Origin of the sequence: Roseomonas gilardii subsp. gilardii, from assembly GCF_023078375.1 — a bacterium.
GTDB lineage: Bacteria > Pseudomonadota > Alphaproteobacteria > Acetobacterales > Acetobacteraceae > Roseomonas > Roseomonas gilardii.
Genome location: NZ_CP095554.1, coordinates 2,309,363 through 2,332,836 on the forward strand (window position 1 = coordinate 2,309,363; position 23,474 = coordinate 2,332,836).

22 protein-coding genes and 1 tRNA gene are annotated in these 23,474 nt (G+C 70.8%); 9 read left to right on the forward strand and 14 right to left on the reverse strand.

Annotation, left to right across the window (positions count from 1 at the left end; translation table 11 throughout):
* Positions 1–29 precede the first annotated feature (29 nt).
* The 5 genes from MVG78_RS10370 to MVG78_RS10390 all read right to left on the reverse strand — a co-directional run bounded on the left by MVG78_RS10370 (position 30) and on the right by MVG78_RS10390 (position 4,352).
* Entirely contained in the window at positions 30–767 is a 738-nt protein-coding gene (locus MVG78_RS10370) for an ABC transporter permease (RefSeq protein WP_247551239.1), read from the reverse strand.
* The gene (locus MVG78_RS10375) at positions 764–1,738 is read right to left on the reverse strand and encodes an ABC transporter ATP-binding protein (protein WP_247551241.1); all 975 of its coding nucleotides are present in this window, start codon (positions 1,736–1,738) and stop codon (positions 764–766) included. Before MVG78_RS10375 ends, MVG78_RS10370 begins: the two co-directional genes overlap by 4 nt.
* Positions 1,735–2,940, reverse strand: coding sequence for an ABC transporter permease subunit (locus tag MVG78_RS10380; RefSeq protein ID WP_247551243.1), 1,206 nt, complete (start codon positions 2,938–2,940; stop codon positions 1,735–1,737). The genes MVG78_RS10375 and MVG78_RS10380 overlap by 4 nt, the downstream gene beginning before the upstream one ends.
* Complete coding sequence (gene osmF / locus MVG78_RS10385; protein ID WP_247551244.1) at positions 2,941–3,888, reverse strand: glycine betaine ABC transporter substrate-binding protein OsmF; 948 nt, start codon at positions 3,886–3,888, stop codon at positions 2,941–2,943.
* Between the two features lie 378 nt (positions 3,889–4,266).
* Positions 4,267–4,352, reverse strand: a tRNA-Leu gene (locus MVG78_RS10390).
* A gap of 209 nt (positions 4,353–4,561) precedes the next feature.
* Here MVG78_RS10390 and MVG78_RS10395 point away from each other — a divergent pair.
* The 3 genes from MVG78_RS10395 (at position 4,562) to MVG78_RS10405 (ending at position 8,693) form a co-directional block, all read left to right on the forward strand.
* The gene (locus MVG78_RS10395; protein ID WP_247551246.1) at positions 4,562–5,116 is read left to right on the forward strand and encodes a DUF2937 family protein; all 555 of its coding nucleotides are present in this window, start codon (positions 4,562–4,564) and stop codon (positions 5,114–5,116) included.
* A gap of 24 nt (positions 5,117–5,140) precedes the next feature.
* Positions 5,141–5,611 carry a disulfide bond formation protein B gene (locus MVG78_RS10400; RefSeq protein WP_247560401.1) on the forward strand — a complete coding sequence of 157 codons (471 nt, stop codon included), beginning with the start codon at positions 5,141–5,143 and terminating at the stop codon, positions 5,609–5,611.
* Between the two features lie 391 nt (positions 5,612–6,002).
* The gene (locus tag MVG78_RS10405; protein ID WP_247551248.1) at positions 6,003–8,693 is read left to right on the forward strand and encodes a carbohydrate-binding domain-containing protein; all 2,691 of its coding nucleotides are present in this window, start codon (positions 6,003–6,005) and stop codon (positions 8,691–8,693) included.
* 47 nt (positions 8,694–8,740) lie between these two features.
* Here the strand turns inward: MVG78_RS10405 and MVG78_RS10410 are convergent, their stop codons facing one another.
* Positions 8,741–9,301: an HNH endonuclease gene (locus MVG78_RS10410; protein ID WP_027279895.1), complete on the reverse strand. Its 561-nt coding sequence runs from the start codon at positions 9,299–9,301 to the stop codon at positions 8,741–8,743.
* 145 nt (positions 9,302–9,446) lie between these two features.
* Positions 9,447–10,148, reverse strand: coding sequence for an alpha/beta hydrolase (locus MVG78_RS10415; protein ID WP_247551250.1), 702 nt, complete (start codon positions 10,146–10,148; stop codon positions 9,447–9,449).
* A 148-nt stretch (positions 10,149–10,296) separates the two neighbouring features.
* On the opposite strand from MVG78_RS10415, the gene gluQRS reads away from it, so the two are divergent.
* Positions 10,297–11,166: a tRNA glutamyl-Q(34) synthetase GluQRS gene (gene gluQRS / locus MVG78_RS10420; protein WP_428480807.1), complete on the forward strand. Its 870-nt coding sequence runs from the start codon at positions 10,297–10,299 to the stop codon at positions 11,164–11,166.
* A 32-nt stretch (positions 11,167–11,198) separates the two neighbouring features.
* Positions 11,199–11,609 carry a metallopeptidase family protein gene (locus MVG78_RS10425; RefSeq protein ID WP_247551254.1) on the forward strand — a complete coding sequence of 137 codons (411 nt, stop codon included), beginning with the start codon at positions 11,199–11,201 and terminating at the stop codon, positions 11,607–11,609.
* 81 nt (positions 11,610–11,690) lie between these two features.
* Here MVG78_RS10425 and MVG78_RS10430 read toward each other — a convergent pair whose 3' ends face one another.
* From MVG78_RS10430 to MVG78_RS10455, 6 genes are all read right to left on the reverse strand, one after another.
* Positions 11,691–11,912, reverse strand: a complete 222-nt coding sequence (locus tag MVG78_RS10430) for a hypothetical protein (RefSeq protein WP_247551256.1) — start codon at positions 11,910–11,912, stop codon at positions 11,691–11,693.
* A gap of 78 nt (positions 11,913–11,990) precedes the next feature.
* Complete coding sequence (locus MVG78_RS10435) at positions 11,991–13,034, reverse strand: hypothetical protein (RefSeq protein ID WP_247551258.1); 1,044 nt, start codon at positions 13,032–13,034, stop codon at positions 11,991–11,993.
* A complete protein-coding gene (locus MVG78_RS10440) occupies positions 13,031–13,630 on the reverse strand; it encodes a uracil-DNA glycosylase family protein (protein WP_428480639.1) in 600 nt (199 codons plus the stop codon). Before MVG78_RS10440 ends, MVG78_RS10435 begins: the two co-directional genes overlap by 4 nt.
* The gene (locus tag MVG78_RS10445) at positions 13,597–14,319 is read right to left on the reverse strand and encodes an NAD-dependent deacylase (RefSeq protein ID WP_247551262.1); all 723 of its coding nucleotides are present in this window, start codon (positions 14,317–14,319) and stop codon (positions 13,597–13,599) included. The genes MVG78_RS10440 and MVG78_RS10445 overlap by 34 nt, the downstream gene beginning before the upstream one ends.
* A gap of 55 nt (positions 14,320–14,374) precedes the next feature.
* Entirely contained in the window at positions 14,375–14,911 is a 537-nt protein-coding gene (gene thpR, locus MVG78_RS10450; RefSeq protein WP_247551264.1) for an RNA 2',3'-cyclic phosphodiesterase, read from the reverse strand.
* Between the two features lie 141 nt (positions 14,912–15,052).
* On the reverse strand, positions 15,053–15,679 hold the full coding sequence (locus MVG78_RS10455; RefSeq protein WP_247551266.1) for an arylesterase: 627 nt from the start codon (positions 15,677–15,679) through the stop codon (positions 15,053–15,055).
* Positions 15,680–15,752: 73 nt separating this feature from the next.
* On the opposite strand from MVG78_RS10455, the gene MVG78_RS10460 reads away from it, so the two are divergent.
* The 3 genes from MVG78_RS10460 to MVG78_RS10470 all read left to right on the forward strand — a co-directional run bounded on the left by MVG78_RS10460 (position 15,753) and on the right by MVG78_RS10470 (position 20,394).
* Positions 15,753–16,538, forward strand: coding sequence for an ABC transporter ATP-binding protein (locus MVG78_RS10460; protein WP_247551268.1), 786 nt, complete (start codon positions 15,753–15,755; stop codon positions 16,536–16,538).
* The gene (locus MVG78_RS10465; RefSeq protein ID WP_247551270.1) at positions 16,535–19,168 is read left to right on the forward strand and encodes an ABC transporter permease; all 2,634 of its coding nucleotides are present in this window, start codon (positions 16,535–16,537) and stop codon (positions 19,166–19,168) included. Before MVG78_RS10460 ends, MVG78_RS10465 begins: the two co-directional genes overlap by 4 nt.
* Before the next feature lie 89 nt (positions 19,169–19,257).
* Positions 19,258–20,394 (forward strand): C45 family autoproteolytic acyltransferase/hydrolase, encoded by a 1,137-nt coding sequence (locus MVG78_RS10470; protein WP_247551272.1) that lies wholly within the window; start codon positions 19,258–19,260, stop codon positions 20,392–20,394.
* 37 nt (positions 20,395–20,431) lie between these two features.
* On the opposite strand, the gene MVG78_RS10475 is transcribed toward MVG78_RS10470, so the two are convergent.
* The gene (locus MVG78_RS10475) at positions 20,432–21,895 is read right to left on the reverse strand and encodes an amidase (RefSeq protein WP_247551274.1); all 1,464 of its coding nucleotides are present in this window, start codon (positions 21,893–21,895) and stop codon (positions 20,432–20,434) included.
* 290 nt (positions 21,896–22,185) lie between these two features.
* Between MVG78_RS10475 and MVG78_RS10480 the strand changes: the two genes are divergently transcribed.
* The gene (locus MVG78_RS10480) at positions 22,186–23,466 is read left to right on the forward strand and encodes an MFS transporter (protein WP_247551276.1); all 1,281 of its coding nucleotides are present in this window, start codon (positions 22,186–22,188) and stop codon (positions 23,464–23,466) included.
* Positions 23,467–23,474: the final 8 nt, after the last annotated feature.

Consider the following 23,474-nt stretch of genomic DNA (forward strand, 5'->3'; position numbering starts at 1 on the left):
CTCGATGGCGCTGCGCCTCCGGAAGGGGGTCAGAGGCCGGGGCGGGACGGGGTGAGGAGGCGCAGGCTCCGGTCCGCCAGCAGGGCCAGCCAGGCGGTGAAGATGCCCCCCTGCAGCACCCAGGCGGGATTGCCGTTCGACAGGCCGATCACGATGGGCGTGCCCAGGCAGCGCGCCCCGGCCACCGCCCCCACCGCCGCCGTGGCGATGGAGAGCACCACCGCGACACGCAGGCCGGACAGGATCACCGGCAGGGCCAGTGGAAGCTCGACCTGCAGGAGCTGCCGCGCCGGGCCGAGCCCCAGCCCCTGGGCGGCGTCGCGCACCGGACCGGGCACGGCGTCCAGCCCGCCGGAGGCCGCCCGCATGACCGGCAGGGCGGCGTAGAGCACCAGGGCCAGCAAAGTGGGCGCGGCGCCGAAGCCCAGCAGGGGCAGGGCGAGGGCGATCACCGCCACCGGCGGCACGGACTGGGCCAGGGAGAAGAGCGCATCCAGCAGCGGCCGCAGCCGGCGCCCGGCCTGGCGGCTGGCCAGCACGCCCGCCGCCAGTCCCAGCGCGGCCGCCACCAGCGCGGCCCCCAGCGACAGGGCAAGATGGCTGCCGAGCAGGGTGAACCAGCTTTCCGAGGTCCAGACCGGGCGGGACACCTGCGGGAAGAGGCCGCCCCAGAGCGCGCCCAGATGCGGCGCGGCCAGCAGGGCCAGCAGGAACAGGGCCGCCTCGGCCAGGAGACGGATCGCCCGGCCCCCTGGGCGCCTCCTCATGGTGGCGTCCGGTCGCCGGCCGTGGCCGGGGACAGCAGGTCGCCCAGATGCAGGATGTGCGGCGGGCCGGCCTGCGCCGTCTCCACCACCAGCCGGTCCGTGCGCCGGTCCAGCATCAGCAGCAGCGCCTGTTTCAGCGTGGCATCCGCCGGCAGCAGAGGGAGATCCCGTTCCCCAGCCCCCATCCCGATGCCCGTCTCGACCCGGGCGCGGCGATGGGCGGGCAGGGTGGCGAGGCGGTGGAAGGCCAGCGCCTCCTCGCCCAGCAGCTCGCGCACCGCGCCATCCGCCTGCCGCTCCAGCACCTCGGCCGGCGTGCCACTGGCCACCAGCTTCCCATCCCGCAGCACGGCGAGCTGGTCGGCCAGGGTCAGCGCCTCCTCCACGTCATGCGTCACGAAGAGGATGGTCTTGCCGGTGCGGGCATGGATGGCGCGCATCTCCCGCTGCAGGCTGCGGCGGATGCTGGGGTCGAGGGCGGAGAAGGGCTCGTCCATCAGCAGCACCGGCGGGTCCGCCGCCAGGGCCCGGGCCAGCCCGACCCGCTGCGCCTGCCCGCCGGACAGCTCGTGCAGCCAGCGTTCCGCGAAGCGCGCGGGGTCGAGCCCCACCAGTTGCAGCAGCTCCTCCACCCGCCGGGCGATCCGCGCCGCGTCCCAGCCCAGCAGCCGGGGCACGGTGGCGACATTCGCCGCCACCCGCCAGTGCGGGAAGAGCCCGACCGACTGGATGACATAGCCGATGCCCCGGCGCAGCGCCCCGGGATCGGCCGCGGCGACGTCGCGCCCGTCCAGCATCACCCGTCCGCCATCCGGACGCACCAGCCGGTTCACCATCCGCATCAGCGTGGATTTGCCGGAGCCCGATTCGCCCAGCAGCACGCAGAACCGCCCGTCCCGGATCTCCAGGCTCACGGCATCCACGGCGCGGCGGCTGCCATAGGTCTTGGTGGCCCCCTCGAAGCGGATCATGCCGGACCTCCATGGCGCCGGGACAGCCAGGTCTGCAGCGCCGCCAGCCCGGCATCCGCCGCCAGGGACAGCGCCACCACCGGCAGCACGCCAAGCAGGATCAGGTCCGTCGCCAACTGCCCGACGCCTAGGAAGACCAGCCGCCCCAGCCCCCCGCCGCCGATCAGCGCCGCCAGGGTGGCAAGGCCGATCGCCTGGATCACCGCCGTCCGCAGCCCACCGAGCACGATCCCGCCGCCGAGCGGCAGCCGCACCCGCCAGAGGATCTGCGACGGGCCGAGCCCCTGGCCAATCGCGGCATCCATCACCGGGGCGGGAACGGCGCGGAGCCCGGACAGCATCCCCGCCGCCAGGGGCAGCAGCAGGTAGCCGCCGATCGCCAGCACCGCAGGGGCCGGCCCGATCCCGCCGATGCCGAGGCCGCGCAGGACGGGAAAGGCGGCGGCAAGCGCCGTCAGCGGCGCCATCAGCAGGCCGAACAGGGCGATGGAGGGAACCACTTGCAGGCCGTTGGCGAGGCCCATGAGCGCGGCCTCCAGCCTCGGGCGACGCAGCGCCAGGACCGAGAGAGGGATCGCCACCAGTGCCGCCAGCAGCAGCGAGGCGGCGGCGATGAAGACATGTTCCACCAGGGCACCGCGCAACTCGGCGCCGCGCGAGGCGGCTTCCCGCAGCAGGGACAGGGCGTCGAGCGCACCACTGCCCACCAGCAGCGCGAGGCCCAGGCCGAGGCCCAGCAGGAAGCGCCCGGGCGTGCCGCCGCGCCCGGCAGCGCAGCACCCGGCGGCCAGGGCAGACAGCAGCAGGCCCAGCCAGACCCCGGAGGCCGGTGCCGCGCGGGCGACGGAGGAGGCGTCCGACAACGCCGCTGCCGCCCCGAGCCCCGTGGCCGTCAGCATGGCGAGCACGGCCAGCGCCACCAGCGCCTCGGCCCAGGGCAGCAGCGCCGCGCGCCGGGCCAGGACCGCGCCGCCCAGGGCAGAGAGCAGGAAGACCGCCACGGCGGCCCAGACGGATGGCGTCAGCGGCAGAGGCACCGGGCGTGGCGAGACCAGCCGGTTCGGCGCGACGGAGAGCCAGCCCAGCAGGAAGGGCGAAAGGGCGGCCAGGGCCAGGAGGACCCCCGCCGCCAGGGCCTCGCGCGGGATCGGCGCCGGGGCCGCCTGGTCGCGGGGCGCCGGCAGCGCCGCGCTGCGCGCCATTCAGCGCGCCGCGCCGAGGCTGCGCAGATGCGCCTGTGCCACGTCGCGCGGATTGGCGCCTTCCACCACGACCTTGGCGTTCAGCTTTTGCAGCACATCCAGGCTGAGGGAGTCGAAGACCGGCTTCAGCCAGTTGCCCATCTTCGGATGGGCATCGAACACCGCCTGCCGCACCACCGGCGCAGGGCGATAGACGATCTGCGCACCCTTGGGATCGGCCAGGACCTTCAGCTCCAGCGCCTGGATGGCGCCGTCGGTGCCATAGACCATGGCGGCATTGACGCCGTTCAGCCGCTCCGCCGCGGCGCGCATCGTCACCGCCGTGTCGCCACCGGCCAGGACGAGCAGCCGTTCGGGCGGCAGGGTGAAGCCATAGGCCTTCTGGAAGGCAGGCAGGGCGGCCGGGCTTTCGACGAACTCCGCCGAGGCGGCCAGCCTGAAGGGGCCGTCACCCTTCAGGTAGTGGGCGAGATCCTCCAGGCTTTCCAGCTTCGCGCTCTTCGCCAGGTCCTGCCGCACGGCGATGGCCCAGGTGTTGTTGGCCGAGCCGGGCGTCAGCCAGACCAGCCTGTTGCGCTCCAGGTCCAGTGCCCGGACCTTCTCCGCCCCGGCCTGCGGATCGTGCCAGGCGGGGTCATCCTCCATCTGGAAGAAGAAGGCGCCATTGCCCGTGTATTCGGGATAGACGTCCACCTCGCCATTCAGGATGGCGGCGCGCAGGATGCGGGTCGGCCCCAGTTGCAGCTTCCGCTCGACCGTCACGCCCTGCGCTTCCAGCACCAGGGCGATCATCTGGCCGAGCAGCGCGCTTTCCGTATCCAGCTTGGAACTCACCACGACGGGGCGTCCCGAGGCAGGTTGCGCGCGGGCCTGCCGGGGCAGGAGGGCCGGCAGGGAAAGGGCAAGCCCTGCGAGCAGCATGGCACGGCGGGAGAGGGCGTGGGTCATCCAGGGCTCCTCGCATTTCGCCCGGGGCCCGGACGGCGTGGCGCGCCCACGGCGGGATGGCCGGGGTCACATCGTTACTTAGCCTGTGGCCATGCGGGCGGAAGATGGCCAGCGTGCATCCGGCGCACACGCCTTTGCGATGAGATCCTTGTCCGGCGCGAGATCGGTGAAATCCGGGCGATGGTGACGCCCTGTTTGCCACGGTCCGGCCCGATGCCTTCTCCGCCCGGTGGTGCCGGAAGGCGCATTCCCGCATCCCTCCGGCCGGCCGGTTCCGGAGCGGTCTCTCATGTCACGGAGACTGGTAGGGGCGGCCGGACTCGAACCGGCAAGCCTGTGAAGGCAAACGATTTTGAGTCCATTTAGCGTCACAAAAAGTGGTAGGGGCGGCCGGACTCGAACCGGCAAGCCTTTGAAAGCAGGCGATTTTGAGTCGCCCGTGTCTACCGTTCCACCACGCCCCCAAACGCCGAGAAGGCCCCCGATGCGACTGTCAGCCGCGCCGGAAGCCTCGTCGGCGCAGGAGATTTACGGCAAGTGGGAATGCAGTCAACTGACCCGCCGGCAACGGGTCGCCGCCCCGCCAGGGAGGTGCGTCCATCCCCGCAACCGTGGCCAGGGCCGGGTACTTTCAGGGGAGGCCCGGCGTTCCGGTTCTGGAGGCGAAGCACGGATGGCAGGTTTCATCGGGCGTTGGCTTTCCGATTCGCTGCGGATCGGGCTGGCCCTGGTCCTGGGTGTGGCGGCGATGCAGGTTCCCGCGCTGACCCATTCCTATGATGCGGCCCTGCTGCAGGTGAGCCAGGACGCAAGGCGCGACATCGAGCAGCGCAAGGAGAAGGCGCGGCGGTTCTATGGGCTGTCGACGGACACGGATGAGGGCGTGATCGGAGCCTTGCGGCAGGCCGAGCCCTCGAACGCGGAGGGGCTGGCCGTCTCGGTCGCCAAGGCGGAGGCGTTGCGCCGGGCGCATGAGCGGATCGGGAAGGCGCCGCCGCTGTTGCAGCCGCTGGACGCGGCCTGGGATCTCCTCACCGAGCCCGATGCCGACAAGCGCGCCGTGCTGAGGACGGCGATCGACACCCATGTGCCGCAGCTCATCCTCGGCAGTGCTGCCGCCACCTATGGCCTCTGCGGCCTGGTCCTTGGCCTGTTCCTGGCGCAGCTCGTGATCTCTTTGCCGGGCAGCCTCGCGCGGCGCAGGCGGCAGCGTCACTTGCCGGCCTGACGGCCCGGACGCAGCGTTGTGGCCATGATTCGCCGCTCCTCCCTGTTGCTGGCTGTGCTGGCCGCCGCCGCGCCCTTGGCCGCCCTGGCGTCCGAAACCTTCCTGGGCCTCGCGCCCTGCGCTCTGTGCTTGTGGCAGCGCTGGCCCTACTGGGTGGCGGCCGTGCTGGCCGTGCTGGCCGCTGGCCTGCGCTCGCGTGGCCTGCTGGCCCTGGCGGCCCTCGCCGTGCTGGTGTCGGGTGGCCTCGCGGTGCTGCATATCGGCGTGGAGCAGCAATGGTGGCCCTCGCCCCTGCCATCCTGCCAGGCGCCCACAGCCACGCTGGGCCTGAGCGTCGATGACATGCTGAAGGCCATGGCAGCCAAGCCCGACAAGCCCTGCGATGCGCCGACCTATCTGATCCCCGGGCTGCCTGTCACCATCGCCCAGTTGAACCTTCTCTACGCACTGCTCCTGGGCGGCTTCGGGCTCCGGCGGGCGATCCGCCACCCGTAACCGGTTCCGACAGCGATTGAAGGAAGCGTTGGAGGCTCCCGACGGAGCCTCCGGCCGCCATCCGGATCTGCCCGTTCGGTCACCTCGACCGGTTATCGGCTGGCGGTCTCACGCCCCATCGGGCCCATTTTTTGTGGCAGGACGACAATAGGCCGTCAGAGGCCGGTTTTGGCGTCGAATGCGCCGTATCATTCGAACAAAACAAGAACAATTTGTTGCCGAAACTCCAAGGAATCATGAATTTCACGAATTGGTGATTAATCTCTCTCGTAATTTTGTTCGTTAATGCTACCTAGAGTTGCAATGGGACGATGATGGACTCCTGAGAAGGGTATCCTGTTTGACCCCGCACGGAAGAATCTTGTCCTACAACACAACCATAGGTTGCAAAATGGCCAGTACGACAGCTTTCCGCGCCGGAGACTTCATCGATTCCCTGGGTGTCAACGTTCACAGCCAGTACCTGGACACGCCTTATGCGGACATCGATCAGGTGCTGGCCTCGCTCCAGTACCTGGGCATCGGCAATGTGCGCGACGCCGCAGGCTATGCCTCGCTGCAACTCGATCGGCTGGCCTATCTTGGTGAGAACGGCATCAAGCTGGACATGATGGTGGGCGTCCAGGGCGATACCTATGCCAACCAGTTCGCGCTGGTAGAGAAGCTCGCGCCCTATCTGCGCAGCCTGGAAGGCCCGAACGAGGTCAACTACTGGGAAGCCACGCTGAACGGCGTGGGCGGCATTGCCGGCGCCCGGGCGGTGCAGAAGCTGATCGCCGACTATGTGAATTCCAGTGCCGCGCTGAAGGATGTGCCGATCATCAACTTCAGCGTCGCGGCATCGGACTCCGCCAGCTTCGCCGCCTATGGCAACAATTCGGCCAATGCCGATTACGGCAACGCGCATATCTACTACGGCGGCGGCGCGACCTCCTATTCCGTGCTCAGCACCTATGTGCCGATGGCCAACCAGATGAATCCCGGCCAGCAGATGGTCATCACGGAATCCGGCTATCCGACCCAGACCTCCGGTGCCGGCAACCAGGGCGTGAGCGAAGCGGTCCAGGCGAAGTACACGCTGAACCTGCTGCTGGACACCTACAAGCTCGGCTACGCGGCGACCTATCTCTACGAGCTGGTGGACTCCTTCCAGGACCCCACCGACACCAACCAGGAGGCGCATTACGGCCTCTTCAACTACGACTGGTCGGCCAAGCCCGTGGCGGTGGCCATCCACAACCTGACCACGATCCTGTCCGACACCGGCAGCACGGCGGAGAGCTTCACCACCGGCACGCTGGGCTATTCGGTCACGGGCCTGCCGGCCACGGGCAACACGCTGCTGCTGGAGAAGTCCTCGGGCACCTACGAGCTGGCGGTGTGGAACGAGCAGAAGCTGTGGGACAGCGCCACCCTCAGCGAGATCGCCGCCAAGAACACGACGGTCACCGTGACGCTGGACCACAGCTTCGGCACCGTGAAGGTCTATGACCCGCTGCTCGGCACCGATGCCCAGAGCACCTACACCAATGTCAGCCAGATTCAGATCAGCCTGACCGACCATCCGCTGATCATCGAGATGTCCGATTCCAAGGGCGCCGGGACGGGCTCCGGCGGCGGCGCCACCACCGATGCGCACACGATCACGCTGAAGCTGTCTGGCGACAGTTGGCAGGGCGATGCCCAGGTGAAGGTCTTCATCGACGGCGTGGCGATGAGCGACGTGGTCACCGTGACCGCCCAGCACGGCAGCGGCCAGACCCAGGACCTGACGCTGACGGGACACTGGGATGCCGGCGCCCACACCATCTCGGTGCAGTTCCTGAACGACGCCTATGGCGGCACGGCCAGCACCGACCGGAACGCCTATGTCGACCAGATCCTGGTGGACGGCAACGAGCTGCTGACCAGCGCCTCCTGGCTGACCTACAACCGCACGATCGACTACGCGGTCTCCCTGACCGACCAGCTCGTGGTGGGCAAGACGCCGGTCACGATCAGCAGCGCGGTGAGCACCACCCTCGCCTCCACGGCGGACAACCTGGTGCTGACGGGCTCGGCCGCGCTCAAGGGCGTCGGCAACGCGCTGGACAACACGATCACCGCGAATGACGCGGGCAACAGCCTCTATGGCAAGGACGGGGCCGATACGCTGAACGGTGGCGCGGGCAACGACTATCTCGATGGCGGCACCGGCGCGGACCACATGGCGGGCGGCGCGGGCAACGACACCTATGTCGTGGACAATGCCGGCGACGTGGTGGTCGAGGCGGCCAATGGCGGCGACGACCGGGTCTATGCCTCGATCAGCTATACCCTGACCGACAATGTCGAGCGGCTGAAGCTGACGGCGGAGGGCCTGACCGGCACCGGCAATGCCCAGGACAATGTGCTCTATGGCAGCGACGGGGCCGATACGCTGAAGGGCATGGCCGGCAACGACACCCTCTACGGCAATGCCGGCAACGATACGCTGGAGGGCGGCGACGGCAACGATACCCTGAATGGTGGCACCGGCGCGGACCGCATGACCGGTGGCGCGGGCAACGATGCCTATACTGTGGACAATGTCGGCGATGTGGTGGTCGAGGCGGCCAATGGCGGCGACGACCGGGTTTATGCCTCGGTCAGCTACACCCTGCCCGATAATGTCGAGCGGCTGAAGCTGACGGTGGAAGGCCTGGCCGGTACCGGCAATGCCCAGGACAACATTCTCTACGGCAGTGACGGCAAAGACGTATTGAAGGGCATGGCGGGCAATGACACCCTCTATGGCTATGCCGGCAACGACACGCTGGTCGGCGGCGCCGGCAATGACGTGCTTCTCGGCGGTGCCGGGGCGGATGTCTTCCTCTTCCAGAAGAGCGATGGCGCCGGCCGCGACACGGTCGTGGACTTCAGCCATGCCGAGGGTGACGTCGTCAGGTTGCAGGGCTTCGGCGTTGATAGCTGGGCCGAGGCCCATGCCGCGATGAAGCAGTCCGGGGCCAATGTCGTCCTGACCCTCGATGGCGGAGAGGTCATCACCTTCAAGAACATGACCGTCGGTGGCTTCCACGCCAGCGACTTCGCTTTCGCCTGAAGCTCAGCCGGCAGGCGCCCGTCCCATATGGCCGGGCGCCTGTCCCGTCAGCTTTCCAGCTCGCTGTCCCAGTACAGATAGTCGCGCCAGCTCTGATGCAGATAGTTCGGCGGAAAGGCACGCCCGTTGTCCTGCAACTCCCAGGACGTGGGCTGTCGCGGCGCCACGCGCGGGATCATCTGGCAATCCCGCGGCAGGCGGGAGCCCTTGCGCAGGTTGCAGGGGCCGCAGGCGGTCACGACATTCTCCCAGGTCGTCCGGCCACCGCGGGAGCGGGGGATCACGTGGTCGAAGGTCAGTTCCGGCGTGGGAAACCCGTCTCCGCAATACTGGCAGGAGAAATGATCGCGCAGGAAGACGTTGAAGCGCGTGAAGGCCGGCTTGCGTGCCGAGGGGATGTACTCCCGCAGGGCGATGACGCTCGGCAGCTTCATGGTGAGAGTCGGAGACCGCACCTCGTGCTCATATTCGCTGAGCACGGAGACACGATCCAGGAACACGGCTTTCACCGCATCCTGCCAGGACCAGAGCGACAACGGATAATAGGACAGCGGTCGAAAATCCGCGTTCAGCACCAGTGCTGGGAAAGTGTGACCACCGTCAGGCAAGTGTGGCTCCCTATCCCAAAGGGACGGGACCACCAGCTTTGGGGCCTATCCGGACGATCAGGCCCCAGATGAAGTGGCGCCGTCCGATGTGTGTGGCTGGTTTGCCATGCGGTGGGTCGCGCCGCAACAGCTTGTGCCGCAAAGGTCACGAAGGCTTCATGCAGCGCCGCAGGAAGGCCGCGCCCGCCATCATCCCGTCCGGCGAGATGGTATGGTCCACACCCGGCTCGAAGCGGGAATCCACGGGCACGCCGAACTGCCGCAGCCGGAGAGCGGCGCGGCGGGATGCCTCGGCCGGGACCACCGGGTCGGCCTCCCCATGCACCAGCAGGACCGGCGGGGGAGGGTGCACCAGCCCCCGCTCCAGCCCCTCCGGGTCCAGCAGCGCCCCGGCATAGGCGAGGATGGCGGCGGGCGGGCGCGGCAGGCGAAGCCCTGTGTGCAGCGCCATCATCGCCCCCTGGGAGAAGCCGAGCAGCACCAGGTCGCCATGATCCAGCCCCAGCCTTTCCAGCCAGAAACCGATCCGGCGCGCCAGGAGCGGGGCGGCGGCCTGGATGGCGGGCACCAGCACGGCGGGGCGGCGGTCACTCAGGGAGAACCACTGCCGGCCGAAGGGCGCGCCGTCATAGGGGTCCGGCGCGTCCGGCGCCAGGAAGAGCGCGTCCGGCAGGACCTTGCCCAGGGCCGGGGCGAAGGGCAGGAGGTCATCGCCCCTTGCCCCGACGCCGTGCAGCAGCAGCACCAGATGACGGGGTGCCCGGCCGGAGGGCGTGCCCCAGCCGCGCACCGTGCCACGCCCCGGCTCCGGCCCGTCCGGCAGGTCGTTGGAAGTCTCTCGCGCCATTCCATCCTCTCCTCCGGCCTGTCGCCCCACCTTTTCCGGGGCGGGCCATGGCGATAGAGCCTGTTCCGGCTGCCAGGCATTCAGGACCGCGATGCCCCGCGAACTCCATTCCGCCCTTCCGCCTGTGACCGGGGCGAATCCCGCCGGGATGGTGACGCGCTTCGCGCCGAGTCCGACAGGCTATCTGCATCTCGGCCATGTGCGCTCGGCCCTGCAAGGTTGGCGCGCGGCACGGCGGGCGGGCGGGCGCTTCCTGTTGCGGATCGAGGATATCGACCCGGCCCGCTGCCGCCCCGAATACCGCGCGGCGATCGAGGAGGATCTGCGGGCACTCGGCCTGGACTGGGACGGTCCTGTGCGGGTGCAGTCCGGACACCTGGCGGAATACCGCCGGGCCCTGGACCTGCTGGCGGGGCGCGGCCTGCTCTATCCCTGCTTCTGCACCCGTGCGGAGATCGCGCGCGAGATCGCCCGCAGCGGCACCGCGCCGCATCCCGCGCGCCCGGGCGAGGCCGGGCCGGAAGGCCCTGTCTATCCCGGCACTTGCCGGCGCCTGGACCCGGCGGAACGCGCGCGCCGCCTCGCCGCCGGGGAGCCGCACGCGCTGCGGCTGGACATGGCGGCGGCCCTCGCCACCCTGGACGGCCCGCTCTCCTACGAGGAGCAGGGACGAGGCCGGCTGCGCTGCGATCCGGCCCGCTTCGGCGATGTGGTGCTGGCCCGCAAGGATGCCCCGGCCTCCTACCATCTCTGTGTCACGCATGACGACGCGCTCCAGGGCGTGACGCTGGTGACGCGGGGGGAGGATCTGCGTGCCGCCACCGACATCCACCGGTTGCTGCAGATGCTGATGGGCTGGCCGGAACCCCGTTATGCCCATCACCCGCTGCTTCTCGGGCCCGACGGGAAACGGCTGGCGAAGCGGGACGGCGCGAAGCCGGTGCGGGAACTCCTGCGGGATGGGCTTTCCCCCGGGGCGATCCTGGCCCTGGCGGAAGGGACGGCGCCTCCTGCTTGACGGAACGGGGGGAAATATGCGCCCCCTCCGGCATGGTTCCGCACCACACCACACCGCCCTCGGCCGAGGACATCGCCAGCCTGGCCGAAACCGCCCTGTGCGCCCTGCCGGAGGAGTTGCGAGTCTCCGTGCGCAACCTCGCCATCGCCGTCGAGGAGGTGCCCGACGACGACACCCTGGAAGAGATGGGGCTGGAGCATCCCTGGGAGCTGACCGGGCTCTATCGCGGAGTGCCCCTGACGGAACGCTCCATCGGCGACCTGCCGCGGGAGCCCGACATGATCACGCTCTACCGGGAGCCGATCCTGGTCGAATGGGTGGAAACGGGGGAGGACCTCTTCCGGCTGGTGCGGAACGTCATCATCCACGAGGTCGGCCATCACTTCGGCTTCTCGGACGAGGAGATCGCGCGGCTGGAAGGCGACGAGGCCGGACCGGGCTGAGAACCGGGCTGAGGCCGCTCCCTCCGGGGGCCAGATGGCAGGCCGTGGGAGGTGGGCCGGAGCCCGTCCCGACGCCCTTCCTCAGACCGGCTTTTCCGGCGACCGGCCGGCTTCGCCCCGATGGGGATCGGCACCTTCCTTGCCGGTGCCGTAGTCCTCGTCGGTCCGCTCCTGCTTCTGCCGGTCGGACTGGTCCTGTCCCTCGTTCGGCAGATTTGGGTCGTCGCCCCAGCTCCGCTCGTTCTGGCGGCGGGCGTGCTCCCAGTCCTCGCTGCGATCGACCGGCTTCTTCGGGATGTTCATGCCTGTTCTCCCTGGCGACATGTCTCCGGTAACGCGGCAGTGGGCCTTTGGCTCCCTTGCCCCAGGCGGCATCGGGGGTCAGGGAAGCGGCCAGGGCGCCACGCGGCCACCCTGGCGGGAGAAGTTGGTCCAGTTCCGGCAATCCACCAGCGCCCAGCCGGAGCCCGGACTGTCCGAGAAGGGGACCGGCCCGCAGCGGCCGGTGCGCGCGAACCAGCGGCCACGTTCCGGCGTGTCGGGCAGGAAGGCCCCGTTGTTCCAGCGCTCCCAGCGCACCATGCCGAGGTCCCGGGCGAACCAGAAGCGTTCCAGATGGTCGGAGGCAGCGATCTCCGGCCGGGCATAGTGCTCGGAGATGATCGCCTCCACCGGCAGGCTCCTGGGCGTGGCGTCGTCGTGCCAGCGCATCGGCAGGGCGATCCGCGCCTGCCGCCAGCGGGTCAGGGCCCGGCCGAAGCTGGTGGGGCAGGCATCGGGTGCGGGGGCGATGTTGATCGGCGCGATCCGCTCCGCCCAGCGGCCCTCGGGGACCGCGCCGGCGAAGGCCAGCCAGGCGGGTGCCGGGCGCGCGCCCGGGCGGCAGGCGGGGGAGAGGAACCATTGCAGCACCCCGGGCCGCCCACCATCCTGCGTGACCACGAAACTCGCCTCCACCCCGTCGGGGCCGGGGCGGAGCAAGGCGGCCTGCCCACCCTCATCCGGCTCGAAGCGGCCGAATTCATGCCCCTGGAAGCCGCCGCCGATATCGAAGGTCTGGATGATGGCGGGGTGGCCCAGCAGCCGTCCCAGCACGGCGTCGGAGGCCATGTAGCCCTGCGGACGGGCCGCGGCGGCGCCGCTGTCGGGATAGTCGGTCTTGCGCCAGGGCAGCACCTCCTCGATCCGGGCGGGGCGGCGGCGGTCGCAGCCGGGCTCGAAGGGCAGGAGGCCGGGGACCGGGTGCCCGGCCTCATCCAGGCAAACGGACTGCGCCAGGAAGGAAGTGGCCTCCGCCTCGCTCAGCCCTTCCCCATCCCGCGCGCCTGCGGCTCCGGTCGGCGCGGCCCCGGTCAGCACCAGCAGCATGGCCAGCAGCAGGATGCCCCGGCGGCGCGGGCCGGCCATGGTCAGGGCAGGATTCATGCCGCCAGGACCTCCCGCACCACCTGGCGCAGCCGGGGGATGACCTCGGCCTCGAACCAGGGATTCTTCGCCGCCCAGGCGAGGGTGCGCCAGGACGGGTGGGGCAGGGGGAAGTGCCGGGGCAGGAACGCCTCATGCCGCCGCACCCGATCCGCCAGGCTGCCCGGCCCGAGCACGAGGCGCTGGGCATGGCTGCCCACCAGCAGGCGGCAGCGGACCTCCGGCATCAGCGGCAGCAGGCGCGGATGCCAGAGCGGCGCGCATTCCGGCCGGGGCGGGGCATCCCCGCCGCGCGGCAGGCGCCCGGGATAGCAGAAGCCGGTGGGCAGGATGGCGACGCGGTCCGGGTCGTAGAAGACCTCCTCGTCCAGCCCCAGCCAGTCGCGCAGCCGGATACCCGAGGCGTCCTGGAAGGGGATGCCGGACAGATGCGCCTTGGTGCCCGGGGCCTGGGAGGTGATCAGCAGCCGCGCCCGCCTCCCGACCTGCAGGATCGGGCGCGGCCCGAGCGGCAGATGCGGCGTGCAGAGGGTGCAGGCCCGGGCCGCGGCCTCCGCCTGCTTCAGTCCCAACGGTTCAGGATCTCCGCCACCCATTCCGGCACCAGCCGCGTGGCCGGGCCGTGCCGCGCCTCGTCGAAGAGGTGCGAACCGGCGGAGGGTTCCAGGTTCAGCTCCAGCGTGTCGGCACGGTCCCGCACTCCGGCCACGAAGCCCGCCGCCGGATAGACGCTGCCCGAGGTACCGATGGAGACGAAGAGGTCGCATGCCTCCAGCGCCGCCTCGATCCGCTCCATGTGCAGCGGCATCTCGCCGAACCAGACCACGTTCGGCCGCATCCCGCCCGCCTGGGCGCAGGCGGGGCAGGGCGTTTCGGTGGAAAGGTCCTCCTCCCAGGCGGAGACCGCACCACAGCGCGCGCAGCGTGCCTCGCGCAGCGCGCCATGCATCTGCACGAAACGGCGGGAACCGGCCCGCCCATGCAGCCCGTCCACATTCTGCGTGACCAGCAGGAATTCCCCCGGCCAGCGAGCGTCGAGTTCCGCCAGGGCGCGGTGCGCGGCATTGGGCTCGACCTCGCGCAGCCGGGCGCGGCGGGAGTTGTAGAACGCGTGCACCCAGGCCGGGTCACGGGCGAAGGCGGCGGGCTGCGCCACCTGTTCCAGCGGCACCCTGGCCCAGGTCCCGTCCCGGTCGCGATAGGTGGACAGGCCGGATTCCCGGCTGATGCCGGCACCGGTGAGGACGACGATCTTCGGCGGGGAGGCCATGCCGGTTTGGGACATGGCGCCCCGCCGCCCGTCAAGCGGGCCGGCGGTCACGCTGCGGTGGGCGGGCCACTCAGGCCAGGGCGTATTCCACCTCCGGCGTATAGACCGAGTGCTCCTTGCCCAGCAGCGAGGAGAAGAGCGTGAACTGCTCCATCCGCACGGGTGGGGCGCGGAACAGGTTGTGTGCCTGGACATAGGAGATCAGCTTCGGCACCTCGGCCCGGTCCACCCGCGCCAGGGTGATGTGCGGCGCGAAGCGGCGGCGCTCCGGTTCCAGCCCCACGCGTTGCAGGGCGGTCTCCACCTTGGCCTGGAGATGCGACAGCGCCTCGGTGCGCTCCACCCCGACCCAGAGGCTCTGGATGCGCCCCGCCTTCTCGAAGGTGCCGACGCCGCACAGTGACAGGTCGAAGGGGCGGGCGCGGATCGCGGCCAGGGCCTCGTCCACCTCCTCCGCCCGCCAGCGTTCGATGGCGCCGATGAAGCGCAGGGTCAGGTGGTAGTTGTCGGGCGGCACCCATTTCGCCCCGGGGATACCACCGGCGAGGCCGGCAAGCTGGTCGCGCAGCAATTCGGGCAGGGCGAGAGCCACAAACAGTCGCAACATCGGATCGGAAAGCCCCCATGGCGTCGTGATGGTGGTCGTGCGGCGACCTTGGCGGCCCCGCGGCGTCTGGTGCGTCGGTCTCGGCTGCTGGCGGCTCGGTCTCTCCCTTCTTGCGCGGTGTCCCTTCTGTCGCGGCGCCTTTCAGCTCCCGCCGGGAGCCCTGGCCGGGATGCGGGCGATCAGTTCCTCCACCGCGGGCCGCATCCGCTCCACTAGCACCTTCACCCCCTGCGGGTTCGGGTGGATGCGGTCAGCCTGGTTCAAGGCCGGGTCCCCGGCCACGCCATCCAGCAGGAAGGGGTAGAACACCGCCTCCGGATGCGCCTTGGCCAGCCGCGCGAAGGCGCCGGAGAAGTCCCGCCCGTAATCGGCCCCGAGATTGGGCGGCGCCAGCATCCCCGCCAGCAGGGCCGGGATCTTCCGCGCCTTCAGCGCATCCAGGATGGCGCCAAGATTGGCCTCGGTGTCCCGGGGCTCGATCCCGCGCAGCCCGTCATTGCCGCCCAGCGCCACGATCGCCGCATCCGGCGAATCGGCCAGCGCCCAGTCGAGGCGGGAGCGCCCCCCGGCGGTGGTGTCGCCGGAGACTCCGGCATCGATCACCTGCACCGGCCGGCCGGGCCGCGACAGCGCGGCCTGAAGCTGCGCGGGCAGCCCATCCTCTCGCGACAGCCCATAGGCGGCGGTGATGGAATCGCCCAACATCAACAGCTTGATGGGCCTCTCCGCCGCCCGGACCGGATGGGCGGCCAGGACGGGCAGCGCCATGGGCAGGGCCAGACACATTGCGAAACGGGACAGCCCCCTGTGCAGCGCAGCGCGCCGGGACAATCTCTGGGCGATGCCGGACATGATGACCTCCTCCTCGCCCCCCGCCGCCCCCCTCGTCGAGGCGCGGCGCGTGACCTTCAACGTGGTTGCCAGTGGCGGGCCGGTCAACATCCTCAAGGGGCTGGATCTTTCCATCCGGGCGGGGGAGGCCGTGGGCATCGTCGGTCCTTCCGGCTCCGGCAAGACCTCGCTGCTGATGCTGCTGGCGGGGCTGGAGCGGGCGAGTTCCGGCACCTTGCAAGTGGCGGGCCAGGAGCTGGGCGCGCTGGACGAGGATTCGCTGGCGCGGCTGCGGCGGGACCGGATCGGCATCGTGTTCCAGGCCTTCCACCTCGTGCCCACCATGACGGCACGGGAGAACGTGGCCGTGCCACTGGAATTCGCCGGGCGCCGCGATGCCTTCGAGCGCGCGGAGGCGGCGCTGCGGGAGGTCGGGCTCGGGCACCGGCTCGACCACTATCCCGGCCAGCTTTCGGGCGGCGAGCAGCAGCGCGTGGCGCTGGCGCGGGCCTTCGTGGGGGAGCCGGCGCTGCTCCTCGCCGACGAGCCGACCGGCAATCTCGACCGCGCGACCGGTGAGGTGGTGATGGAACTGCTGTTCGGCCTGCGCCGGCGCCTCGGCACGACGCTGGTGCTGATCACCCATGATCCCGCCCTGGCGGACCGTTGCGAACGGCAGGTGCGGATCGAGGATGGGCGGATCGTGTCCGACACCGCCACCCATGGCGGGCCGTCCGGCCGATCGGCGGGCGCAGCGGCGCTGGATCTCGGCGTGGCGGGCTCGTCCCCGGCATGAGCGCCTTGGCCTTTCCGGAGCATGGCGCGCCCGCCGGGGCTCCCTCCGCTGGCACCTTGGCCCTGGCCTGGCGCCTGGCGCGGCGGGAGCTGCGGGGCGGGGTGAAGGGGCTGCGCATCGTCCTTGCCTGCCTCGCGCTGGGCGTGGCCGCCATCGCCGCCGTCGGCACGCTGCGCGCCGCCATCGAGACCGGGCTGGAGGCGGATGGCGCACGCCTCCTGGGCGGCGACCTGGAGGTGCGGGCTTCGCAGCGCCCGATGCCGGAGGAAGGGCTGCGCTGGCTGGAGGCCCAGGGCGCGCGGGTCAGCGAGGTGGTCTCCATGCGCGCCATGGCGGTGGCCCCGCGCGCGGAGGGCAGCGGAACGGCGCCCGCCGGGCCGGAACCGAGCTCCGGCACGGACCGCTCGCTGGTGGAGCTGAAGGCGGTGGACGGGGCCTATCCGCTCTATGGCGCGCTGGAACTGGACCCGCCCGGCCCACCGGGCAATCCGCTGAGTGACCGCCCGGACGCGGAGGGCCGCTGGCCGCTGGCGCTGGACCGTCTGGTGCTCGACCGGCTGGGCATGAAGGTCGGCGACACGGTGCGGATCGGCGAGGCCCGCTTCGTGCTGCGCGGCACCGTGGCTTCCGAGCCCGACAAGGTGGCCAGCGCCTTCCAGTTCGGGCCCCGCGCCATCATCCCGCTCGCCGCCATCCCTGCGACGCAGCTCGTCCAGCCCGGCTCGCTGGTGACCTATGCCTATCGCCTGCGCCTGCCGCCTGGGACGGATGAGGCGCGCTTCACCGCCGCCCTGCGCGCCCAGGGCTTCGCCGACAGCGGCTGGCGCATCCGCGATGCCTCGGACGGTGCGCCGGGCGTGGGGCGCTTCGTGGACAACGCCGCCTCCTTCCTCACTTTGGCCGGGCTGACGGCGCTGCTGGTCGGCGGCATCGGCGTGGCCACCGGCGTGCGCGCCTGGCTGGACCGGCGCGCGCGGACCATCGCCACGCTGCGCTGCCTCGGCGCCCCGGCGCGGGTGATCTTCGCCACCTACCTGCTGCAGCTCCTGGTGCTCTCGGCCCTGGGGATCGCGATCGGCCTGCTGGGCGGCACGGGGCTGACCTGGCTGGCGGCGCAGGCCCTGGCCGGGGTGCTGCCGGTGCCGCCGCGCTTCGGCTTCTACCCGCTGCCGCTGCTGGTGGCGGCGGCCTATGGCCTGCTGGCGGCGCTGGCCTTCTCGCTCTGGCCGCTGGGGCGGGCGCGGGAGATCCCCGGCGCGGCCCTGTTCCGCGATGTCGTGCAGCCCGTGGCCGGGCGCCCGCGCCTGTGGCTGCTGCTGGTGAACGGGGCCGTGGTCGCCCTGCTGGTGGCGCTGGTCGTGCTCAGTTCCGAACAGAAGCTCTTCGCCCTGTGGTTCTGCCTGGGCGCGGCGGCGACGCTGGCGCTGTTCCGGGGCGGGGCCTGGGCGCTCCAGGCGCTGGCGCGGCGATTCCGGGGCGTGCGGCGGCCCGAGCTGCGCCTGGGCCTCGCCAACCTGCACCGCCCCGGCGCGCCGACCGGGCTGATGCTGGTCTCGCTGGGCATCGGCCTGACCACCCTGGCGGCGGTGGCGCTGATCGAGGGCAACCTGCGGCGCCAGATCGGCGAGCAGATCCCGCAGGGCGCGCCGAGCTTCTTCTTCATCGACATCCAGAACGACCAGGCGCAGCGCTTCGACACATTGGTGCGCGGCCTGCCGGGCGTGCACGAGGAACAGCGCGTGCCCTCGCTGCGCGCCCGCATCGTGGCGGTGAAGGGAATCCCGGTGGAGCAGCTCAAGGTCAGCGAGGATTCCGCCTGGGCGCTGCGCGGCGACCGTGGCCTGACCTATGCCGCGGCGCCGCCGGAAGGCACGCGCCTCGTGGCCGGGCAGTGGTGGGCGCCGGACTACGAGGGGCCGCCGCTGGTCTCGCTCGACGCCAATCTCGCACGCGGCTGGGGCGTCGGGCTGGGCGATACGGTGATGCTGAACATCCTGGGCCGCGACCTGGAGTTCCGCATCGCCTCCCTGCGCGACATCGAGTGGCGCGGCCTCGGGCTGAACTTCGCCCTGGTGGCCTCGCCCGGCCTGCTGGAGGCGGCGCCGCACACGCATATCGCCACGATCCGCGCCGACCAGGCAGCGGAAGGCGGCATCCTGCGCGCCGTGACCGACGCCTTTCCCAACGTCACCGGCATCAGCGTGCGGGAGGCACTGGACGCGCTGGGCGAGATGCTCGGGCAGCTTGCCATGGCCATGACCTCCACGGCGGCGCTGACGCTGATCGCCGGGGCGCTGGTGCTGGCGGGCGCGGTGGCGGCGGGGCAGGCGCGGCGCATCCGCGATGCCGTGGTGCTCAAGACGCTGGGCGCCACGCGGGCGCAGATCCGCAACGCCTGGCTGGTGGAATTCGGCCTGCTCGGCGTGACGGCGGGGGTGATCGCGGCGGCGGCCGGAACGCTCGCCTCCTGGGGCGTGGTGCGCTTCGTGATGCACATGGACTGGGTCTTCCTGCCCGGCACGCTGCTGCTGACCGTCATCGGCTGCGCGGTGCTGACCCTCGCCATGGGCTGGGTCGGCACCGCGCTGGCGCTGCGTGCCCGCCCCGCGCCGCTGCTGCGGAACGAGTAGTCCTCGCGCCCCCAGGGCCGGGGCCTTTCGCGCCCCGGCCCGGAAGGTGCACCCTGCCGCACGCCACGCTGGATGCACGGAGAGAGCCCATGCCCGAAGCCTTCCCCCTGATCGACGTCTCCGGCGACCCCGGGGAGCGCGGGCGGCAATACGGCCGGCAGGCCGAGGCCCGCATCCGCAAGGGCATCGGCCATTACGGCGCGCAGTTGCGGCGCCTGGGCCTCGGGGCGGCGCAGGTCCGCGACCTCGTGCGGCTCTACCTGCCGATCATCGAGGACTTCGACGAGAGCTACATCCCGGAGATGCGGGGCATCGCCGAGGGTGCCGGCCTGTCCTTCGAGGAGGTGCTGCTGCTGAACGCGCGCACCGAGATCCTGAAACTGGCCGAGAAGCCCGCGCTGCGGGCGCAGCTCGCCGCCTGCGCCGATGGCTGCACCGCCGTCGCGGTCATGCCCGGCGCCACGGCGGATGGCGCGATGATCCATGCGCAGAACTGGGACTGGAAGGCGGAATGCGCGGAGACCGCCGTGGTGCTGCGCATCCGGCGGGAGGACGGGCCGGACATCCTGACCTTCACCGAGGCGGGTGGGCTGGCGCGCTCGGGCATGAATTCCGCCGGCATCGCGATCACCGCCAACTACCTGATGTCGGACCGCGACTATCGGGAGGCCGGCGTGCCGCTGGCGCTGATCCGCCGCAAGGTGCTGCAGCAGGAATACCTCGCCCATGCCATGCGCGCGGTCTATGCGACCGGCAAATCGGCCTCCAACAACATGATGGTCAGCCATTCGGGCGGCATCTGCATCGATTTCGAATGCGCGCCGGACGAGACCTTCCAGCTCCATCCCGAGAACGGGCTGCTGGTCCATGCCAACCACTTCGCCAGCGCGGTGGCGCTGTCGAAGCTGAAGGATCTCGGCCTGCAGGGCTTCGGCGACAGCCTCTACCGCGACCTGCGGGTGCGCGACCTGCTGCGACCGCATCTGGGGCGTGTCACCGTGGAGCATGTGAAGGCCGCCCTGGCCGATGACTACCAAACGCCTTTCTCGGTCTGCCGCCCGATCCGCCCCAATGCCGATGACAACCTGACCGCCACGGTCGCGACGGTGGTGATGCGGCCCGCCGCGGGGACGATGGAGGTGGCGCCGCTGCCGGCGCATGGCAGCGCCTTCACCCGCTACGCGCTGGCCCGCGACGAGGCCGCCACGCGGGCGGCGGCCGAGTAGCGGAAGGGGCCGGGGCGGCGCGCCCGCCCCGGCCGCCTCAACCCGCCGTCACATGCACGCCGGGGCGCTTCCCGTCGTTCCAGCGGCCCCCGATGGCGCGCTCGATCTGCGCCGCCAGTTGCAGCAGCAGCCCGTCGCCCGCCTGCCGCGTCTGCGCCTGGATGCCGAGCGGCAAGCCGCTTTCCTGCCAGGCGAGGGGCAGGGAGATGGCCGGGATGCCGCAGAGGTTGGACAGCGGCGTATAGGCGAAGTTGCGCCACAGATTGCCGAACCAGTCATGGACATCCGGATTGTCGCTGATGGTCAGGTATTCGGTGGTGCCGATCACCGGTGTCGGCAGGGCGGTGATCGGGGTGAGGATGATGTCCCATTCCTCGAGGAACTCCCCGAAGGCGCGGGAGGTGCTGTTGAACACCGCCTGCATCCGCGCCCGCTCGGTGAAGCTGGTGTTGATCCCTGCCTCCCAGATGCGGATGTTGACCGGCTCCACCAGATCCGCCGGCGGGCGCTCATGGCCCAGCGGCGCGATCAGGTTGTTCACCGTCTGGGCGAAGTTGCTGATGTAGCAGGTGGTCTGCGCGGCGAAGGCGGCGCGGAAATCCACCCGGGGCAGTGCCCATTCGACATGGTGGCCCAGGCTTTCCAGCAGCCGGCCCACGCGCTCCAGCTCCGCCACGAAATGCGGCACGGCGCGGTAGTCGCCCCAGTCATGCGACAGCGCGATGCGCAGCGGCTTCGGGTCGCGCCGGATCAGCGCCGAATAGGGCTCCTCGGCCTTCCAGTAGGGCATGAACTCGCCCGGCGCGCCGCCGCGGCAGGAATCCACGAAAAGCGCCGTGTCGCGCACGGTGCGGCTCTGGCAGCCCTGGATGGAGACGAGACCGGTCAGGTCCGAGGCATAGGGCGCGATGGAAAAGACACCGCGCGAGGGCTTCAGCCCGATATTGCCCGTGGCGCCCGCGGGGATGCGGATCGAGCCGCCGCCATCCGTGGCATGGGAGATCGGCAGCACGCCCGCCGCCACCGCCGCCGCCGTGCCGGCGGAGGAGCCGTTGGTGGTGTAGCCCGTGTCCCAGGGGTTGCGCGTCACATACACCGCCGGGTTCTCGGCGGAGGAGCAGCAGCCGAATTCCGGAGTCGTGGTGCGCCCCATGATGTTCAGCCCGGCCCGCCGGATCTGGGCGGCGAGGAAGCTGTCCGCCTGTGCCCGGTTCCCGCGCATGAGGCGCGAGCCCATCTCCTGCAGCCGGCCCTTCAGGGTGGGGCCGAGATCCTTCATCAGATAGGGCACGCCGGCGAAAGGGCCGTCCGGGGCGGTGCCGTCCCGGAAAGGCTCGGCGACCAGATCCTCGAAGATCTCGACCACGGCGCTGAGTGCCGGGTTGACCCGGGCGATGCCGGCGGCGGCCTGGGCGGCGAGCTCGGCGGCCGTGACCTCCCCGGCCCGGACACGGTCGGCCAGCGCCACCGCGTCATGCTTGGCCCACTCGTCCCAGCTCATCGCCAGAGTCATGTCGCGCCCCATCGGAAATGCGCGGCGAGCCTAGGCGCGCCCCCGGGCGGGTCAAGGCGTGGAAGCGGCCGGAGACGCGGGGGCGGCACGGAATTCCGGCTCAAAAGAACCGGGCGGTTACTTTTTTGCGGAGCAAAATATGGAGCTTTTAGAGATGAAAGTTAATTAAGTAACCACAAGGTTACTTTCTCTTGGTGCCGCCGTCCGGAAGTGGGAACCTCCGGCAGGTCCCGGGCACAACGATGCCACGGGCAGGGAAACGGACGGAGAGAATGCGGATGCCTCAGGCAGCCAAGCCCTGGCACGTCGTCATGGCCTGTTTTCTGGGCTGGACCATCGATGCCTTCGACTTCTTCATCCTGGTTTTCGTGGTGAGCGACGTCGCCCGGGAATTCGGCACCTCCATCACTACCATCACCTGGGCGCTCACCCTGACCCTCGGCCTGCGGCCCGTCGGCGCCCTGGTCTTCGGCCGCCTGGCCGACCGCTATGGCCGCAAGCCGGTGCTGATGGCGAATATCCTCAGCTTCTCGCTCCTCGCCGTGGCCACCGGCTTCGCGCCGAACCTGACGGTCTTCCTGCTGGTGCGCGCGCTCTTCGGCATCGCCATGGGCGGCGAATGGGGCATCGGCGCCTCCCTCACCATGGAAAGCATCCCGGCCCGCTGGCGCGGCGCCGTCTCCGGCATCCTCCAGTCCGGCTACTCCTCCGGCTACCTGCTGGCGGCGCTGCTCTACGGCATCGGCTATTCGACGCTTGGCTGGCGGGGCCTCTTCCTGGCCGCCGTCGTGCCGGCCCTGCTGGTGCTCTACATCCGCCGCGCCGTGCCGGAGAGCCCGGCCTGGGAGCGGCAGCGCCAGGCCGGCGGGGCCGCGACGCGCATCTCCCTCGGCCAGTCGCTGCGCCGTCACCGGCGCCTCTACCTCTATGCCATCGTGCTGATGACGGCCGCGGCCACCTTCAGCCATGGCACGCAGGACCTCTACCCCGTCTTCCTGCGGGAGCAGCACCACCTGGGCGCGCGGGAGATCTCGATCCTGGCGGTGATCTTCAACATCGGCGCCATCCTGGGCAGCCTGTGCGGCGGCTCGCTCTCGCAGGTCATCGGGCGCCGCCGCCAGCTCGCCCTGGCCAGCGGGCTGGCGCTGCTGCTGCTACCCTTCTGGGCCAGCGCCTCCGGCGTGGTGGCGCTCGGCGCCACGGCCTTCCTGATGCAGTTCCTGGTCCAGTGCACCTTCGGCGTGATGCCCGCCCATCTGAACGAGATCTCGCCGCCCGAGGCCCGCGCGACCTTCCCCGGCTTCACCTATCAGTTCGGCAACATGCTCGCGGCGGGCAACGCGACGGTGCAGGCCGCGCTCGCGGCATCCTTCGGCGGGAATTACGGGCTGGGGCTGGGCATCGTCGTGGCGGTCGGCGCCGTGGCCTTCTGCCTGCTGGCGCTGTCCGGCGTGGAGGCGAAGGAGACCGACATGTCGATCGATCCCGCCCTGCCGCCGGAAGCGGACTCCGCCCCGGTCCGGCCCATGGGGCAGCCGGCCTCGCCGCGACTGGTCTGAGAGGCTTC